The organism is Celeribacter marinus (assembly GCF_001308265.1).
Taxonomy (GTDB): Bacteria; Pseudomonadota; Alphaproteobacteria; order Rhodobacterales; family Rhodobacteraceae; genus Celeribacter; species Celeribacter marinus.
The window spans coordinates 2,599,908-2,617,757 of the sequence record NZ_CP012023.1 but is presented as its reverse complement, the minus strand read 5'-3'; the positions used below and the strand labels follow the sequence as shown (position 1 = coordinate 2,617,757).

The 17,850-nt window shown below is 56.8% G+C and carries 17 protein-coding genes; 9 read left to right on the top strand and 8 right to left on the bottom strand.

Translation table 11 applies throughout. The features are described 5' to 3' along the window. Positions 1-92: 92 nt before the first annotated feature. The 8 genes from IMCC12053_RS13075 to tldD form a co-directional block, all read right to left on the bottom strand. Entirely contained in the window at positions 93-722 is a 630-nt protein-coding gene (locus IMCC12053_RS13075) for a 3-oxoacid CoA-transferase subunit B (RefSeq protein WP_062219742.1), read from the bottom strand. Between the two features lie 30 nt (positions 723-752). Beyond that, on the bottom strand, positions 753-1,529 hold the full coding sequence (locus tag IMCC12053_RS13070; protein ID WP_062219740.1) for a hypothetical protein: 777 nt from the start codon (positions 1,527-1,529) through the stop codon (positions 753-755). After that, a complete protein-coding gene (locus IMCC12053_RS13065) occupies positions 1,526-2,614 on the bottom strand; it encodes a GSCFA domain-containing protein (protein ID WP_169775319.1) in 1,089 nt (362 codons plus the stop codon). Before IMCC12053_RS13065 ends, IMCC12053_RS13070 begins: the two co-directional genes overlap by 4 nt. Next, positions 2,583-3,299 carry a CoA transferase subunit A gene (locus IMCC12053_RS13060; protein ID WP_062221331.1) on the bottom strand — a complete coding sequence of 239 codons (717 nt, stop codon included), beginning with the start codon at positions 3,297-3,299 and terminating at the stop codon, positions 2,583-2,585. Before IMCC12053_RS13060 ends, IMCC12053_RS13065 begins: the two co-directional genes overlap by 32 nt. 161 nt (positions 3,300-3,460) lie before the next feature. Next, positions 3,461-6,106 carry a type I DNA topoisomerase gene (topA, locus tag IMCC12053_RS13055; RefSeq protein ID WP_062219735.1) on the bottom strand — a complete coding sequence of 882 codons (2,646 nt, stop codon included), beginning with the start codon at positions 6,104-6,106 and terminating at the stop codon, positions 3,461-3,463. 139 nt (positions 6,107-6,245) lie between these two features. Beyond that, positions 6,246-7,415 (bottom strand): DNA-processing protein DprA, encoded by a 1,170-nt coding sequence (dprA, locus tag IMCC12053_RS13050; protein ID WP_062219732.1) that lies wholly within the window; start codon positions 7,413-7,415, stop codon positions 6,246-6,248. A 120-nt stretch (positions 7,416-7,535) separates the two neighbouring features. Then, positions 7,536-8,435, bottom strand: coding sequence for a DMT family transporter (locus IMCC12053_RS13045; RefSeq protein WP_062219730.1), 900 nt, complete (start codon positions 8,433-8,435; stop codon positions 7,536-7,538). Positions 8,436-8,574: 139 nt separating this feature from the next. After that, a complete protein-coding gene (tldD, locus tag IMCC12053_RS13040; RefSeq protein ID WP_062219728.1) occupies positions 8,575-9,996 on the bottom strand; it encodes a metalloprotease TldD in 1,422 nt (473 codons plus the stop codon). A gap of 179 nt (positions 9,997-10,175) precedes the next feature. Here tldD and coxB point away from each other — a divergent pair, with 179 nt between their 5' ends. From coxB to IMCC12053_RS12995, 9 genes are all read left to right on the top strand, one after another. Further along, entirely contained in the window at positions 10,176-11,081 is a 906-nt protein-coding gene (gene coxB, locus IMCC12053_RS13035) for a cytochrome c oxidase subunit II (RefSeq protein ID WP_062219726.1), read from the top strand. A gap of 169 nt (positions 11,082-11,250) precedes the next feature. Then, positions 11,251-12,189, top strand: a complete 939-nt coding sequence (cyoE, locus tag IMCC12053_RS13030) for a heme o synthase (RefSeq protein WP_062219724.1) — start codon at positions 11,251-11,253, stop codon at positions 12,187-12,189. Next, the gene (locus IMCC12053_RS13025; protein WP_062219722.1) at positions 12,189-12,368 is read left to right on the top strand and encodes a hypothetical protein; all 180 of its coding nucleotides are present in this window, start codon (positions 12,189-12,191) and stop codon (positions 12,366-12,368) included. The genes cyoE and IMCC12053_RS13025 overlap by 1 nt, the downstream gene beginning before the upstream one ends. Beyond that, a complete protein-coding gene (locus IMCC12053_RS13020) occupies positions 12,368-12,949 on the top strand; it encodes a cytochrome c oxidase assembly protein (RefSeq protein WP_062219720.1) in 582 nt (193 codons plus the stop codon). The genes IMCC12053_RS13025 and IMCC12053_RS13020 overlap by 1 nt, the downstream gene beginning before the upstream one ends. A gap of 37 nt (positions 12,950-12,986) precedes the next feature. Beyond that, positions 12,987-13,802: a cytochrome c oxidase subunit 3 gene (locus IMCC12053_RS13015; RefSeq protein ID WP_062219718.1), complete on the top strand. Its 816-nt coding sequence runs from the start codon at positions 12,987-12,989 to the stop codon at positions 13,800-13,802. A gap of 87 nt (positions 13,803-13,889) precedes the next feature. Next, the gene (locus IMCC12053_RS13010; protein ID WP_062219716.1) at positions 13,890-14,561 is read left to right on the top strand and encodes an SURF1 family protein; all 672 of its coding nucleotides are present in this window, start codon (positions 13,890-13,892) and stop codon (positions 14,559-14,561) included. 42 nt (positions 14,562-14,603) lie between these two features. Then, positions 14,604-15,986: a threonine synthase gene (thrC, locus tag IMCC12053_RS13005; protein WP_062219714.1), complete on the top strand. Its 1,383-nt coding sequence runs from the start codon at positions 14,604-14,606 to the stop codon at positions 15,984-15,986. Next, a complete protein-coding gene (locus IMCC12053_RS13000) occupies positions 15,983-17,242 on the top strand; it encodes a M16 family metallopeptidase (protein WP_062219712.1) in 1,260 nt (419 codons plus the stop codon). Before thrC ends, IMCC12053_RS13000 begins: the two co-directional genes overlap by 4 nt. After that, entirely contained in the window at positions 17,242-17,832 is a 591-nt protein-coding gene (locus IMCC12053_RS12995; RefSeq protein WP_062219711.1) for a GNAT family N-acetyltransferase, read from the top strand. The genes IMCC12053_RS13000 and IMCC12053_RS12995 overlap by 1 nt, the downstream gene beginning before the upstream one ends. Positions 17,833-17,850: the final 18 nt, after the last annotated feature.

Genomic DNA, 17,850 nt, shown 5'->3' with positions numbered 1-17,850 from the left:
ATGCCAAGGTGACGACATGCAAAGTCATGACATGCAAAAACGGCCCCGCGTAAAGCGAGGCCGTTCGTGTGTCGCTATCGCAATGCCAAAGTCTAGTCGATGATTGTCGCCTCAGTGGCGGCGCGCAATTCGGCCTCGGTGACGCCATCGGCGCATTCGACGATTTTTAATCCGCCTTCAACCACATCCAAAACACCAAGGTTGGTGATAACGCGGTCAACCACGCCCTGACCCGTCAGCGGCAGGGTGCAGGATTTGAGCAATTTGCTATCGCCATGTTTGTTCGTGTGATCCATGACCACGACCACACGGCCCACGCCGGCCACGAGATCCATGGCCCCCCCCATGCCCTTGACCAGTTTTCCGGGGATCATCCAATTTGCCAGATCGCCCTTTTCGTCAACTTCCATCGCGCCAAGAATGGCCATGGCGATCTTGCCGCCACGGATCATGCCGAACGAGGTGGCGCTGTCGAAATAGGAGGTCTGCGGCAGTTCGGTGATGGTCTGTTTGCCCGCGTTGATCAGGTCGGCGTCTTCGTCGCCCTCAACGGGAAACGGCCCCATGCCGAGCATCCCGTTTTCGGATTGCAACGTCACCGTTACGCCCTCGGGGATGAAGTTTGGCACAAGCGTTGGAATCCCGATGCCGAGGTTCACATAGGTGCCGTCTTGAAGTTCAAGTGCGGCGCGTGCCGCCATTTGGTTGCGATCCCAAGGCATGTGTTGTTCTCCTTTTCGCGTCTGCGCGGTTTACGTAGTGTGCGCCCGTGTGGGGCGCATGTTCAAGGTGTCATTCGCATAGGCCGCAAAGGCGATCCGTGCGTATTCGGTGTTGAGGTGGCGGTTGTCGACATGCGCGCACGCGGCCTCTTGTGATGAGTTTGGCCATGCATAGGCATTGCGCGAGCGAAATGCGTCATGCAGCGTGTTGCGAGGTTGCGCCAGAAATCCCATGCCAGCCTTCGCCAGATGCGCGCCAATGCTGGCCTCGAACCGTGTCATCCAACGGTGCGCGGTGTCGCGATTGCTCAGCGTGGTTATGAACCGTTCATGCCCTGCACCTTGTTTCCAACTGCGGGCAAGCGGGTAGGGCGCGGGCAGGCAGGTGATGCGCGCATCGCGTCCAAAACGCGCGACAATCGCACTGACTTGCGCGACAACTGCGCCATCAATGAGCGCCTCTAATGCTGCGGTACTGATCAGGGCGTCCGCCGCGCGAGGTGCGTCTTCCAAGATATCGTGTGAGGCGAGCATACGCGTGATGGATTGAAACGAGAACCGCTCACCCACCATCAAAATATGATCAAACGGGGCTAAATCAATTTGGGTGACCCCGTTCCACTCCAACGCCACATCGCGCGCATGAGGTGTCGCGCAAAATGTGGTGCCCTCAAAGCTGGCATCGGCGAATTTACCGCCAGGAAGACCGAATGTCTGGAGAGTGAGATCGCTGTAGTCTGTGCGCAACTCTGTGAGTGCCTCGCGAAAGCATACGGTGTGAGACGTGCCGAGAACGAGTACCTTCATGTGCGGGTCGCGCGGATCAGCGCCTCCTCACAGACCACATCATCGTCACCGTTGTCCTCGGTCTCCAAATGCGGCGCTGGTGGCGCATCCGCACCCTGTGGATCATGTGCGGCAAAGAACATCCGCATCGCTGCGGCCACGCCTGCATCCTCAACCGAGCGTAGATTGTCCTTGTAAAACGAGGACCGCGCAGCGGGGTTGGTGATGACATCAAAAGATGGAAAGTAGTCGACATCCTCATGTACCGCGCAAAACTCACCTGCGGCGGCGCGTAACACGGCTTTGGAATACGTGGACGCAGACAGCACATGGGCGGGTGTGGCGGTGGCTGTGAGTGGGACAGGCGATACGGTGAGCAGCATTTTCATCTGTGGATTAACCGTCTGCAAGATCGCGCGAACGGCGGCCAAATCAGTCAAAATTTCAGAGGTTGTGGCGTTGTGGAACGCATAAACGTCTGGATCATACGATCCCGCGATGGTTCCCGGAGCAGTCGGATACACGGTGCCAGTGTCGCGGTGCATCCATGTTTCGGTCAGGCCAAGCGTAAAGACAAACACGTCGGCTTTGGCCAAGGCGGCACAGATCGCGGTCAAGTGGCGCGCACGCGCTTCGCGAACCAAAGCGGCGCTCTCCAATCCATCAGGTTCCACGTTGGGGCGCTGTGCATCGAAAAAGCGGTCGCCGCGCGTCCACACAGGGTTGGCAGGGGTCAAATCGCCATAGGCCTCGCGCAAGAGTTGTCGCAATTGGCGCACGGTATAGATGTTGCCATAGCGCGCCGAATACATCGCGTACCCAAACCGATTGAGAACATCGCGGGGAAACAATCCGCGTGGCGTTTCAGTGTCGATGACGGTCCACGCGCGCTCTTTGAGCGTGCGATGCACATGTTGCGCGAAACACGATCCCGCCGTCATGATTGCGGTGTCTTTGGTTATCGCGAACTTTGGGCGGTACAGACCCGCTACCGCTGTCGGGTCACACGCCGCAACGGCGGTGCGCCAAAACGCACGATCTTCTAAGGTGTCATAGGGGGAGCGCACGGCGCTTTTAGGCTGCCGGACGCGTTGTGCGTTGCTCAATCCGCTTTTCGTGGTCGCCTTGGATCAAGCGGTGCACGTAGATGCCGGGCAAATGGATCTTGTCGGGGTCAAGTGACCCTGTGGGAACGATTTCCTCGACTTCCATGATGCAGACCTTGCCACACATCGCGGCGGGTGGATTGAAATTGCGCGCGGTTTTGCGAAACACGGCGTTGCCTGTCTCGTCGGCTTTCCATGCTTTGACGATCGCGATGTCGGCGAAAATACCCTCTTCCATAATGTAGGTTTCGGGTTGTCCATTCGGGCCTGTGGGAAAGTCTTTATGCTCTTTGCCGTCCGCAATCACGGTGCCGACACCGGTTTTGGTGTAAAATGCCGGTATGCCGTGTCCGCCCGAGCGCATCCGTTCGGCCAATGTGCCTTGCGGGTTGAACTCAAGCTCCAACTCACCCGATAGGTATTGGCGCATGAACTCGGCGTTTTCGCCTACGTAGGACGACATCATTTTGCGGATCTGGCGTGTATCGAGCAATTTGCCCAATCCAAAGCTGTCGACACCTGCGTTATTGGAGGCCACGGTGAGCTCTTTGACGCCGCTGTCGACGATGGCATCAATGAGTAATTCGGGGATGCCGCAAAGGCCAAACCCGCCTGCTGCGATCAACATGCCGTCTGTGAGGAGCCCATCGAGAGCGTCGGTGGCGGAGCCATATACTTTGTTCATCTTGGGGTCCTCTTTCATGGTGTTGGGCTGACAGTGGCGAAGCTGCGGCGTGCTGTCAATATTCTGCACATGCGAAAGAGGGTGCGCATGCGGCGCGAGATGTGAAAAGAGCGCCACATCGGGCGCTCTTTTGTGTCGGTCAGTTGAGATACAAGCGCGGCTTAGTCGTCTTTTTTCGCTGCGGGTTTCTTAGCCGCAGGTTTCTTTTTCGCCGCTGGTTTTTTGGCGGCGGCTTTTTTCGCTGCGGGCTTCTTTTTTGCCGCAGGCTTCTTTTTCGCCGGCTTTTTCGTGGCGATCAATTCGAGGGCTTGTTCGACCGTGATGTCGTCCGGCTTGATTTCTTTGGGCAAGGTGACGTTGACCTTTTCCCATTTCACATAGGGGCCGTATTTACCGTCCATGATTTTGATTGCGCCGCCGTCAGGGTGATCCCCTAGCTCTTTTAGGGCTTTTGCCGCCGCGCGACCACGGCCTGGATTTTCACGTTTGTGCGTGATGAGTTCCATCGCGTGGTTCATCCCGATCTCGAACACTTCGTCCGGATTGGTCAGGTTGGCGTAGATCGGTTTTTCCTCATCGGGAAGCTGGTGCATGACATAGGGGCCAAAACGGCCAAGGTTCGACGAGATCGCGCCGCCATCGGGATGCATGCCGATTTCGCGTGGCAGGTTGAGCAATGTCAGAGCTTTTTCAAGATCAATGCTCTCAGGGGCCCACCCTTTTGGCAGGGATGCACGTTTGGGCTTTTTGTTCTCTTCGGTGACTTCGCCGCGCTGCACATAGGGGCCAAAGCGGCCAGAGCGTAGCGAGATATCGTCACCGTTGTCTTGGCCAAGAACCTTTTCATAGCTTTCAGCACCTTCACCACTGATCGGGCGGGTGAAACGGCATTCGGGATAATTGGAACAGCCGACAAAGCCCCCAGAGCGGGACGTTTTCAGATGCAAGCTGCCTTCGCCGCACTTGGGACAAACGCGCGGATCAGACCCATCATCGCGGGCGGGATAGAGTTGCGGGGCGAGGGCATCGTCGAGCTTGTCGAGCACTTCGGAAATGCGCAGCTCAGATGTTTCCCCGATTGCGGCAGAGAAATCGCGCCAGAACCGGCCCAAAACCTCTTTGTAATCGCGTTCGCCTGCGGACACCTCGTCCAACTCGGCCTCAAGATCAGCGGTAAACTCATAGCCGACATATTTGCGAAAGAAATTCATCAAGAAGATCGTCACAATCCGCCCTTTGTCTTCGGGGATCAGGCGGTTTTGTTCTTTCTTGACGTATTCGCGCTCCACGATTGTCGAGAGGACCGATGCATAGGTCGAGGGGCGGCCGATGCCCAACTCTTCCATACGCTTGACCAGTGTGGCCTCGGTGTAGCGGGGTGGCGGGTTGGTGTGATGCTGTAGACCCATCACGGAATCGTTGTCGCCCATCAATGCGGTTTTGTCCGTGGCTTGGTCGGTCAAACCACCCGCAATGCGTTTGAGCGCGTCGCCTTGGGTGATCTGAGGCAAACGACCTTCGTCGTCCTCGTCCACGTCATCGCGGCCTTCGGTGTAGACGGCCATAAAGCCGTCGAACACGACGACTTGACCGGTGGCGCGCAACACGACTTCGCGGTCATCGGATGTAATGTCGACTGTGGTGCGCTCCATACGTGCGCCTTCCATCTGGGCGGCAATGGTGCGTTTCCAGATCAGGTCGTACAAGCGCGCTTGGTCTTTGTCGGACAGGTTCACTTTGTCAGGGGCGGCGAACATATCGGTTGGGCGAATACATTCGTGCGCCTCTTGGGCGTTCTTGGCCTTGTTTTTGTAGATGCGCGGGCTTTTGGGGACGTATTTGTCACCATAGCGGTCCGCAATCGCCTCACGGGTTTGGGTCACGGCCTCTGGCGCCATGTCGATGCCATCGGTTCGCATGTAGGTGATCAGACCCGCCTCGTAGAGACGCTGTGCCGAGTTCATGGTTTGACGCGCCCCAAAGCCGAATTTGCGGCTCGCCTCTTGTTGTAGGGTCGAGGTCATAAAGGGCGCAGAGGGATTGCGGGAAGCGGGTTTGGCCTCAACCGTATCAACGTGCAAACCGCGTGACGAGACAGCCGCCACGGCCATTTCCGCCCCGATTTTGTCGTGAAGATCAAATTTGTCGAGTTTCTTGCCAGACAATTGCGTCAAACGCGCCTCGAAGGCTTGACCGCGTGGGGTCTCAAGCAAGGCTTTGACTGTCCAGTATTCTTGTGGGTTGAACGCCTCGATCTCTGTTTCGCGCTCCACGATCAGGCGCAAGCACACCGATTGCACGCGACCCGCAGAGCGCGCGCCGGGCAATTTGCGCCACAACACGGGCGAGAGGTTGAAGCCCACGAGATAGTCGAGCGCACGCCGCGCCAGATAGGCCTCAACCAGTGGTGCGTCGACTTGGCGCGGGTTTTTCATCGCCTCGGTGACAGCTTTTTGGGTGATCGCGTTAAACGTGACACGTGACACGGCCGTCGACTTTTTGATCGCCTTGCGCTTGGTCAATGCCTCTTGCAGGTGCCACGAAATAGCTTCGCCTTCGCGGTCAGGGTCGGTCGCGAGAATGAGCGTGTCGTCGGTTTTCAGTGCGTCTGCGATGGCTTTGACGTGTTTGCGGCTGTCTGCGCCGATCTCCCACGTCATCTCGAAATCGGCGTCTGTATCGACCGATCCGTTTTTCGCCGGCAAGTCCCGCACGTGGCCATAGGACGCCAGCACCGTGAAGTTTTTGCCGAGATATTTATTGATCGTTTTGGCTTTCGCCGGAGATTCAACAACTACTACGGGCATGCTTTGTCCTCTTACATAACTTTGCGGGTCTTATGGCGGGGCAAAATGTGCTGCGCAACTGGCGATTGTCAATTGGGTGAAAACGCAATTTCTTCCCCTGCCCTTAAGGGCAGGAAAAAGTCGTACTCTTTTGCGTTTGTTAGATCAGGGACAAAAGCCCGCCAGATTTGCGGGCAATACGGCCCGATAGTTCCAGATTGAGCAGCTCGGCACTGATCAGATCTTTGGGGGCATCGAGATCCCGCATGAGCGCATCTTCGGGCAGTGCGGTTGTACTCAGGCGCGCCAGAATTTCGGTATGGAGCGCGGAGTGCTCGGACAGGCTGCGCGTTTGTGCGGGCGCTGGCGGGATCTTGACGGGGGGTGCAGGCGCGATGTCGCGTGAGGCGGGCGAGGTCGGTCGCACGCGTTTGGCGGGTGGCGCGCTGGCGAGGGCATCCAGAACATCACGGGCGCTGCGGATCAACGCGGCCCCATCGCGCAGTAAGATGTTGCAACCGGAGGCGCGCGCGTCGAACGGGTGACCCGGCACGGCCATAACGTCACGGCCTTGATCCAATGCGTTGCCTGCGGTGAGGAGCGATCCGGATCTGGCGGCCGCCTCAACAACGATCGTGGCGCGGCTCAATCCCGACACGATACGATTGCGCATGGGGAAATGGCGCGCGAATGGTTTCATGCCCAGTGGTTGCTCGGACATCACAATGCCAGTTTCGCAAATGCGATGATAAATGTCTGTGTTTTCTTTTGGATAGATCGTGTCGAGCCCGCCCGCCAAAATGGCAATTGTGCCGGTCTCAAGAGCGCCTTCGTGAGCTGCGGCGTCGATGCCGCGCGCCAGTCCAGATACGATACCAAACCCTTCACGGCCAAGGTCAGCGGCGAGCGTTCGCGCAAAGCGAACCCCAAGCGAGGAGGCGTTGCGCGCCCCCACGATGGACAACATCGGGCGCTCGACCAGTGACAAATCACCCTTCATCCAGATAAGGGGCGGGGCGTCAGAGAGGGCGGATAACAAAGCCGGATAGGCGGCGTCACTTTGCGCCACCAATGTGGCCCCAAATGCGCGACCTGCGGCCAGTTCGGCGGCCACGACTCCCTCGGGGCAAATCTGGTAATTCGAGACACCTGCGTTGCGCGCCACATGGGGCAATGCATCCAAAGCGGCGACTGCTGTGCCGTGTTCCGCGATTAATTTGTGAAAGGTTGTCGGGCCGACACGGCGTGATCGCAAGAGGCGAAGGAGGACAGCTTTGTCTTCCGCAACGTGGGGTGGGGTGAGGGGGTGGTGGGAAGGGATGAAATCCATTTTAGCCGCCTCGCTCCGTCTCTTGCATCCTTAATATCGCTCAAATTGGTTAATGGCTGGTTATCAAAACACAGAAATGTTGAACCGCATTTAAAATATTCGGAGCGATGTAACGTTGCGTCAGGGTTTGGTCTTTGAGATATGCCCATTGACGGCAAGCGCCGCGCCCGCACCGATAATAATCACCATGCCAAGTACGCTCAGCCCCGTAGGCGTATAGTTGAACACCGCCCAACCAAGCAGCGCGGCCCAGACCAGATGCAGATAGTTGAGCGGGGCGATAATGGCGGCGGGCGCTTCGCGGTAGGCCACGGCAAACAAGAAGTGTCCAGAGGTGGCGGTGATGCCAACAAACACCATCAATCCCAAATCGTGAAGCGGGGGGCGAACGCTTGATAGATGCGGAAGTGCCATAGCCACGAAAAAGATCGAGCCGATGAGCGTGACAAAAAACAGCATGGAAATGGCGGTTTCTGTGCGTGACAAGCTTCGTGTGAGCAAATGGAACGCGGTGGCACAGCTCGCATTGCTCAGCGCCCATAGAACGCCAATCGGATCGAGGCCAGACCCCGGACGCAGCACCAAAAGCACGCCTGAAAATCCCAGAACGGCAAAAAAGACACCCCAACGCGTCACCTTTTCGCCCAAGATTGGCACGGCAAGCGCCATAACGGCAAAGGGCGAAAGATAGAGAATGGCGATGGTCTCTCCCACGGGCATGAGGCGCAGCGCATGGCCCATGGTCAAGGACGCAAGCGTGAGAACGCCCGCCCGTACGATCACCAGTTTGGTGCGGTTGGTTCCCCACAGGGACTTGCCCATGCGTGGGCCAAAGATGACCAAAAGCAGAATAAAACTCGACAAATAGCGCACGGCCATCACCACAGGAACAGGATAGGCCATCGTCAGTTGTTTGCTAAACACATCGGTCAACGCAAAGAAAAGGGTCGTGAGCGCGACGAGCACAATGCCCAACAAAGGGCGGCCTGCATCCGGGGCAGAGGTGTGGCTGATCGTCATGTGAATGTGTGCTTTCGGGTTGGTGCGCACTGCGTGGCGTAGTGTCACATGCTACAGATGCGGCGGGCTAGGCGCACACACCAAGAACGACAACGGCCTGTGCGTACATCGTCCAAGGTTGTGTGCGGTGGTGTCCGTGTTATTTGGCCGACCCACCCACGGTCAAGCCGCCGATCATCAGGGTTGGCTGTCCCACGCCCACGGGTACCCATTGGCCTGCTTTGCCGCAATTGCCCATGCCGGGGTCAAGGGCCATGTCGTTGCCGATGTGACGGATATGTTTGAGGGCGGTGGCCCCATCGCCAATCAGTGTCGCCCCTTTGACTGGAGCGCCGACAATGCCGTTCTCGACACGGTAAGCTTCGGTGCACGAAAACACGAACTTGCCGTTTGTAATGTCGACTTGTCCGCCGCCAAAGCCCACGGCGTAAATGCCGTCTTTGAGGTCGGCAACAATATCGTCCGGCGCAGTATCACCGCCCAGCATATAGGTGTTGGTCATGCGCGGCATCGGCGTGTGGGCATAGCTTTCGCGGCGTCCGTTTCCGGTAGGGGCCACGCCCATCAGACGGGCGTTTTGGCGGTCTTGCATGTAGCCAACGAGCTTGCCGTCTTCGATCAGGGTGTTCTTTGCGCTGGGGGTGCCCTCGTCATCGATGGTGATAGAGCCGCGACGATCGGGAATCGTGCCATCATCCAGAACCGTCACGCCCTTTGCGGCCACTTGCTGTCCCATCAGACCGGCAAAGGCTGAGGTTTTCTTGCGGTTAAAATCACCCTCAAGGCCATGCCCGATAGCCTCGTGAAGTAAAATACCGGGCCATCCAGGCCCAAGCACCACATCCATCACGCCCGCGGGGGCAGGGACGGCCTCGAGATTGACACAGGCCACGCGCAAGGCCTCGCGGGCAACTGTTTTCCAGTGATCAGGGTGCATCATTCCGGTTAGGCCCGTGCGCCCGCCGCCCCCCGATGATCCGCTTTCGCGGCGTCCGCCCTGTTCGACGATGACCGAAATATTCAGGCGGGCCATTGGACGGATGTCGGACACAAGCCCGCCTTCGGGACGCAGGATGAACACCTCTTGATAAGAGGCGGCAAGCGATGCGGTGACTTGAACCACGCGCGGATCAAGGTCACGCAGATAGGCGTCGATTTCGGCCAGCGTGTCGATTTTGGCGTCAAAGGCTGCGCCGTCCATCGGGTTTTCGTCTGTGTACAGCCGTGTGTTGGTTGCGCGCGGTGCATCCGCCATCGTGCCGCCGCCGTGACCCACAGCCAGCCGTGCAGTTTCGGCGGCGCGTTTAATAGCGCTTTCAGAAATTTCGGTGGAATGTGCGTATCCGGCCGTTTCGCCGCGCACGGCCCGCAACCCGAATCCCTCGCTCGCGTCATAAGAGGCGTTGCGAATCCGTCCATCGTCAAACACCAGTCCTTCCGAGGTGCGGCGTTCAAGAAATAACTCTCCGTCGTCGGCCCCATTCACTGCTTCTTGCAGTGTTTTGAGGGCTGCATCGCGATCCAGAGCATCGTGGAATGGGTCAAAACGTCTCGGTGACATAAAATTATGGTCCTCAGGGCTTGATCTAGATCAAAAAAAGCGGTCAAACGGGAACCCAATGATGGGCGTTGAATGGCTAGTATGACTCTCAGCGCCAAAGACACAAATGGAAATGCGTTCGACCAACGAGCGCGGTGACACAGGGCACGTCGTCCTGAACGTACAAACGGGAAGAGAATATGCGCACTAAATCCCTCACCTTAGGTCTAACGGCCGCCTTTTTCGCAGCATCTGGCGCAGTTTCCGCCGTTGCCCAAAGCGCAGGCGAGATGCTTGGCGCTCCACACCCAAAGGGTATCGACTTCCAAGAGCCCGCGACAGAGCTTGCACGTGACCTCCAATGGCTCGACGGCATGTTGAACTGGGTCATCGGTGTCATCGTTTTGTTCGTGATCGCGCTGATCGCAATCGTGGTTGTTCGCTTTAACCGTCGCGCGAACCCGACACCCGCAACCTTTACCCACAACACCCCAATCGAGGTGGCTTGGACAATCGTTCCGATTTTGGTCCTTGTTGTGATTGGTGCCTACTCCCTTCCGGTGTTGTTCAAGCAACAAGAAATCCCAGAAGGCGATATTTACATCAAGGTGACGGGAAACCAGTGGTACTGGACCTATGACTACGTTGATGAGGGTTTTGGTTTTGACAGCTACATGATTGGTCAACCGGCGACAGTCGGCAACTACGTGCGCACACCTGAAGTCGAGCAAGCGCTCATTGACGCAGGCTACACACCTGATCAGTTCCTACTGGCCACAGACACCCGTGTTGTTGTGCCCGTTGGCAAAGTTGTTGTGATGGGCGTGACAGGATCGGACGTGATCCACTCGTGGACCATTCCGGCCTTTGGTGTGAAACAAGATGCCGTTCCGGGTCGTGTGGCCGAGCTTTGGTTCAACGCCGAAAGAACAGGCACATTCTTTGGTCAGTGTTCCGAGCTGTGCGGCAAAGACCACGCCTACATGCCAATCACGGTCGAGGTTGTCTCCGAAGAAGACTACGCTACTTGGCTTGCTGAGGCGAAAGAGGAATATGCGTCCCTCGATACGGGTGCTCAGCTGATCCAACTGGCCTCCGCCGAGTAAGAGGCGCGCTCCTTGCGCAGGTGCGGGAGCGATACATGTTTAGCGCGGGCGGCATTCATCGCCCCGCTATGGCAAACTGGCCAACGCACGACATAGCCGCCCCCGACACGAGGCTCAACTTGCATGAGCCCAAGACGGGGCGGCAGTTACCCCAAGGACACCCCGCGCGATGACTGACGCGACCATCAATTTTGACGACGAACGCGAAGCGGGCTTTGGCGATTACTTTTCTTTGCTAAAGCCACGCGTGATGTCGTTGGTGGTGTTTACGGCACTGGCGGGCCTGTTTGTGGCCCCGGGCGAGATACACCCCTTTGTCGCATTCTTCTCGATCTTGTGCATTGCCATTGGTGGCGGCGCATCTGGTGCGCTGAATATGTGGTATGATGCCGATATTGACCGTGTGATGAAGCGCACAGCAAAGCGGCCTATTCCGGCGGGCAAGGTTGAGGCGGGCGAGGCGCTTGCCATTGGTCTAACGTTGTCGGGCTTTTCGGTTGTTATGTTGGGCCTTGCGTCCAATTGGGTTGCCGCGGGCCTTTTGGCTTTTACCATCTTCTTTTATGCCGTGGTTTATACCATGTGGCTCAAGCGCTCGACGCCCCAGAACATTGTGATCGGTGGCGCCGCAGGGGCGTTTCCTCCGATGATCGGCTGGGCGGCTGTGACGGGTGATATCACACTGGCCTCGACGTTGATGTTCATGCTGACGTTCATGTGGACCCCGCCGCATTTCTGGGCTTTGGCGCTATTCATGAATTCCGATTACGACAAGGCCAAAGTGCCGATGTTGACGGTGACACACGGCAAACGCGTCACGCGCGCCCACATCCTTGTCTATACATTCGCACTGGTTTTGACGGCCTTCGCACTCTTCCTGACACCTCTCGCAGGGTGGAGCTATCTGGTCGTGGCCGTGGTCATGAACGGCGCATTCCTAAAGGGCGCGTGGGATATCTACCGCCGTGACGAGGTGCAAGCCGAGGCGGATAAGTACAAGGTTGAGAGATACGTCTTCAAACTCTCGCTCGCCTATCTGTTTTTGCATTTTACCGCCCTGATGGTGGATAAAGTTCTTCGCGATTTTGGCATAGGAGGTCCATTCTAATGGCCATCGCAAAACTTCACAAAGTTCACAACAGTCGCAAATCACGTAATGTTGGCCTCGGTTTGGTTCTGGGCGTTTTCGTCGTCTTGGTGATGAGCCTGACCGTGGTCAAACTCACCGCACAAAACAACGCGCTGATGCCCGGCGTTGGCCCCGCACAGCAAGGGATGACAAAATAATGGCACTGGCAGGACCGCAAAAAACCGCAGCTCAGCTCGTTGGCGTTGTCTTTATGATGGGCGCGCTGGCGTGGGCCTCCGTCCCGTTCTACTCATGGTTTTGCAAAGTGACCGGCTTTGGCGGCGAGACGTCTGTGTCCGATACCGGATCTGATGTGATTCTCGACGAAACCATCAAAATCCGGTTTGACGCCTCCATTGATCGCGGCTTTCCATGGGAGTTCAAACCCGTCGAGCGCGAGATGGAACTGCGTATTGGCGAGACAGGTTTGGCGTTTTATGAGGCGACCAACACATCTGATCGCCCTATTGCCGGCACAGCGACCTACAATGTTGCCCCGTTCGAGGCGGGCGGCTTTTTCACGAAAATCGATTGCTTTTGCTTCACCGAACAGGTGTTGCAACCTGGAGAGAGCGTGTTGATGCCCGTGACTTTCTACGTCGATCCCGAAATCACCACGGACAGGGATGCAAAGTTCGTGCATCGGATCACGCTGTCCTATACATTCTACGAAACAGATATGCCTGAGGATTACGCCGCCTTGAACAGCGACGTTACCAAAGACACCGACATCAACTAACCCGTTAGGGACCATCTCAAGGGAGAGGGACGCACTTATGGCGCACGAAAAGAACCACGATTATCACATCCTACCAGCGTCACCGTGGCCGCTGCTTGGCTCACTTATGGCGTTCATCATGCTGTTTGGTGCAGTTTTGTGGATGTCACCGGCTGTCGACAACAACCAACCCTTCGTCTTTTTGATCGGGTTTGTTGGCGTGCTCTATGTCATGTGGAGCTGGTGGCGCGAAACGATCCTTGAGAACCAAGCGGGCGATCACACGCCTGTGGTTCGCATTGGCCTACGCTATGGCTTCATCATGTTCATCATGTCCGAAGTCATGTTCTTTGCAGCATGGTTCTGGGCGTTTTTCAAAAACGCGATGTACCCCATGTACGAATATGCAGGGACAGAATACGTCAAACCGGAGATCATTCCCGTTGATGCGTTCCACCTTCCACTGATCAACACGCTGCTGTTGTTGTGTTCGGGTGCGATGGTCACATGGGCGCACCACGCCCTTGTCCACGGCAATGTGCGCAAAGACATCGTGGCCGGTCTTGCGGGCGGTGTGTTGTTCGGCGCAGTGTTCACGCTGTTCCAAGTCTATGAGTATTATGAATTGCTCGTTCACGAAGGCTGGACGTTCGGTGGTGAATTCTTCTTTGGCGCGTTCTTTATGGCCACAGGATTTCACGGCGCTCACGTCATCATCGGCACAATCTTTTTGCTGATTTGCTTGTTCCGTGCACAGCGCGGCCATTTCACACCTGAGGATCACATCGGCTTTGAGGCCGCCTCTTGGTACTGGCACTTTGTGGACGTTGTATGGCTCTTCCTCTTTGTGGCGGTCTACGTCTGGGGCCAGTAACGGCTTTGCGTATTTAACGCGTATGAAAAACGACATAGAAGGGCGCGGGGGCAACTCGGCGCCCTTTGTCTTTGGAGGCTTGCCTGTATGAAACGCGGTTTTCTCACCACTTTGGTTTTCGGCCTTATCGGATTTGCGATCCTGATCGCGCTTGGCCTTTGGCAAATGGGTCGAATTCCCCAAAAGGAAACCGAAATCGCACAGATCGAAGCAATGATTTATGATGCCCCCGTGGCATTGCCGCTCACCCTTGATCCTGAAGTTGATGAATACCGGCCGGTGCGTGTCCGTGGCACCCTTGGCGCGGCGGAGTTGCATGTATTGGTCTCGTCGCGTGATTTTGGCGCGGGGTTTCGCATCATTGCTCCGCTGACTTTGGAGGATGGTCGCACGGTGATGCTGGATCGTGGGTATGTGCCAACGGCGGCAAAAGAGGCCGCGCGCTCTATGGGGGACGTTGAGGTTGTTGGCAATTTGCAGTGGCCGGACGAGCGTGACCGCTTCATTCCTCAAGACGATCCCGTTGCCAATTATTGGTATGCGCGGGACGTGACGAAAATGGCTCAGGCGCTTGAGGCTGCGCCGATATTGATCGTTGCACAGGAGTCTACGGGGACTGGAATTTTGCCGCTACCGGTGAGTGTCGCGGCAATCCCCAACAATCACTTTAGCTACATGGTCCAGTGGTTTTTGTTCGCCGCCGTTTGGTTCGGGATGACAAGCTTGCTCCTGTGGCGTATGAGGGCCAGACGCGGGTGAGGCCCGTGTGATGCAAACTGCCCCTAGAGGGAAAGACGAGCGATGAAATATATCTCCACACGCGGCCATGCGCCGGACCTTTCATTTGAAGAAGCGATGCTGACAGGGCTTGCGTCCGATGGTGGGCTTTATGTGCCCGAAACCATCCCGACCCTGTCGATGGATGAGATCGCATCCTTTGCCGGCCAGTCGTACGAAGACGTTGCATTTCGCGTCATGAAACCGTTCATCGGCGAGACGTTTACCGACGCCGAGTTTAAAGAGATCATTGCGAAAGCCTACGCCACATTTAGCCATGATGCGCGCGCACCGTTGGTGCAACTCGGTCCGAACCATTTCTTGTTGGAATTGTTCCACGGCCCCACTTTGGCATTCAAAGATTTTGCGATGCAACTCATTGGTCAGTTGTTTCAAGCGGCCCTTGAACGCCGCGGCGACCGCGTGACGATTGTGGGCGCAACCTCTGGCGATACCGGATCAGCGGCAATTGAGGCATTCAAAGGGTTGCACAATGTCGATGTGTTTATCCTCTTTCCGCATGGCCGCGTTTCCGATGTGCAGCGCCGTCAGATGACAACGCCCACAGAGGCGAACGTGCATGCGCTTGCCGTTGAGGGCGATTTTGACGATTGTCAGGCAGCCCTCAAAGAGATGTTTGCAGATCATGAGTTCCGTGACGGTGTGAAACTGGCCGCCGTAAATTCGATCAACTGGGCGCGGGTTTTGGCCCAAGTTGTTTACTACTTTACCTCGGCTGTGTCGCTTGGTGCGCCACATCGCAAGGTGTCGTTCACGGTGCCCACGGGCAACTTTGGTGACATTTTCGCGGGCTATATTGCCAAAAAAATGGGCCTGCCGATTGAAGAATTGGTAATCGCTACCAACCATAACGACATTTTGCACCGCACGATGGAAACGGGAGCCTGCACCAAGCAAGGTGTGACACCGTCGATATCTCCGTCGATGGATATTCAGGTCAGCTCCAACTTTGAGCGGGCCTTGTTCGACGTTTACGACCGTGAGGGCGCAGCAATTGCGCAGCTTATGGACGAGTTTAAAGCCGGAGAGTTCAAGATTTCCCAAGGGGCGATGGACCGTTTGCGCGATTTGTTCGCGTCCGGCCGCGCGTCCGAGGACGAAACATCTCAAGCGATCGCGGCATTCCACGCACGCACGACCGAAGTGCTATGCCCCCATACGGCCGTGGCGGTAAAAGTGGCCGAGGCGCATCTGTCGGACGTCCCGATGATTTCACTGGCGACTGCACACCCCGCAAAATTTCCCGCCGCCGTGGAGGCCGCATGCGGCATCCATCCCGAGTTGCCCGAACGTATGGGTGACCTGTTCGGCAAAGACGAACGGTTTACCGTTGTCCCCAATGATTTAGCCACGCTCAAAGCGTTGGTGAAGGAGCGTCTCGCTTGACCATCCAACTACATACACTGTCCAACGGATTCCGCATTGTCACCGAAAGCATGCCAGCCCTCGAAAGCGCCTCTATCGGTGTTTGGGTTCTGGCGGGTGGACGCCATGAGCGGATCGAGCAAAACGGTATTGCGCACTTTTTGGAACACATGGCGTTCAAAGGGACCACGCGGCGTTCCCCGTTGGAAATCGCGGAAGTTCTTGAAAATGTTGGCGGGTATCTGAACGCCTACACATCGCGCGAGGCGACCGCCTATTATGCGCGTGTCCTCAAAGATGACGTGTCTTTGGCGCTCGATGTGATTGGCGACATCTTGATGAACCCCGTGTTTGATCCTCGTGAGTTGGAGGTCGAGCGCGGTGTGATTTTGCAAGAAATCGGTCAATCGCTTGATACGCCCGACGATGTGATTTTTGATTGGTTGCAAGAGGCGGCATATCCGTCTCAGGCGCTTGGCCGCACCATTCTTGGCCCTGCGGAACGCGTTAATGCGTTTTCACGCGAGGACTTGGCCAACTTCATCTCAGAGCACTATTGCCCAGAGCGTATGGTTCTATCGGCTGCGGGGGCCGTCGATCACGACACGCTCGTGCGCGAAGCCGAAGCGATCTTTGGCGGCTTGCCCAAACGCGGCGATGATATCGCTGATAAGGCGGTGTTTCAGGGCGGTGATTTTCGCAAGGTGAAAGACCTCGAACAAGCACACTTCACACTGGCCTTTGAGGGGCCGGGATACCGTGACGAAGACATTTACATCGCCCAAACCGCTGCAACAGCATTGGGCGGTGGGATGTCGTCGCGTTTGTTCCAAACTGTGCGTGAGCAGCGCGGGTTGTGTTACACGATTTATGCGCAGTCTGGCGCCTATTCTGATACCGGAATGACCACGATTTACGCCGGTACATCCGCCGATGAGATCAAGGATCTGGCAGAGCTGACCATCGACGAGATCAAGCGCGCCGCAGATGAAATGCGCACTGATGAAGTCGACCGTGCGCGCGCACAGATCAAGGCGGGTCTTTTGATGGGGCTTGAAAGCCCGTCAAGCCGTGCGGAGCGAAACGCGCGGATGATCGGTATCTGGAACCGTGTGCCTGAGCTGTCCGAAACCATCGCCCGTATTGACGATGTGAGTGTGGAAAAGGCGCGCAAGTTCTTGTCTGAAATGGGACAAGGCAACGCGGCGATGGCACTGTATGGTCCGATTGAAAACGCACCTACTCTGGAGGCGCTACAAGACAGGTTCGCTGCCTGATGCTTGCGCGCAAAGCCAAAGTTCGGATTGATACGGAGCGCATGACGCTTCGACTGCCTCAGCACAGTGATTTTCGAAATTGGGTGGCGTTGCGCGATGCAAGCCGGGCGTTTTTGCAACCGTGGGAACCAAAGTGGTCTGACGATCATTTGTCACGCAAAGCGTTCTCCAACCGTGTCTATTGGGCGGAGCGCTCGATTAAGGGTGATACAGGCCTGCCCGTGTTTTTGGTGCGCCGCGACGACAATGCATTGCTGGGTGCGATCACGCTCGACAACATTCGCCGAGGTCCGGCGCAATCGGGCACCATCGGGTATTGGATCGGCGCGCCCTATGCGCGTGCGGGGTACATGCGCGAAGCGATCGAAGCCGTGACTCACTACGCCTTTGCCCGCCTTGATTTGAGCCGGATCGAGGCCGCGTGCCTGCCTGAGAACGCCGCGTCGCGTGGTGTGCTTGAAAAGGCCGGTTTCAAATATGAGGGTGTGGCGCAGGCCTATCTGCAAATCAATAACCGCTGGCGCAATCATGTGTTGTATTCCGCGCTGCGCAGTGATCGCCGTGGACGCACGGACATTGGTTTGGCATAGCGCCAATAAGGAGAGTGA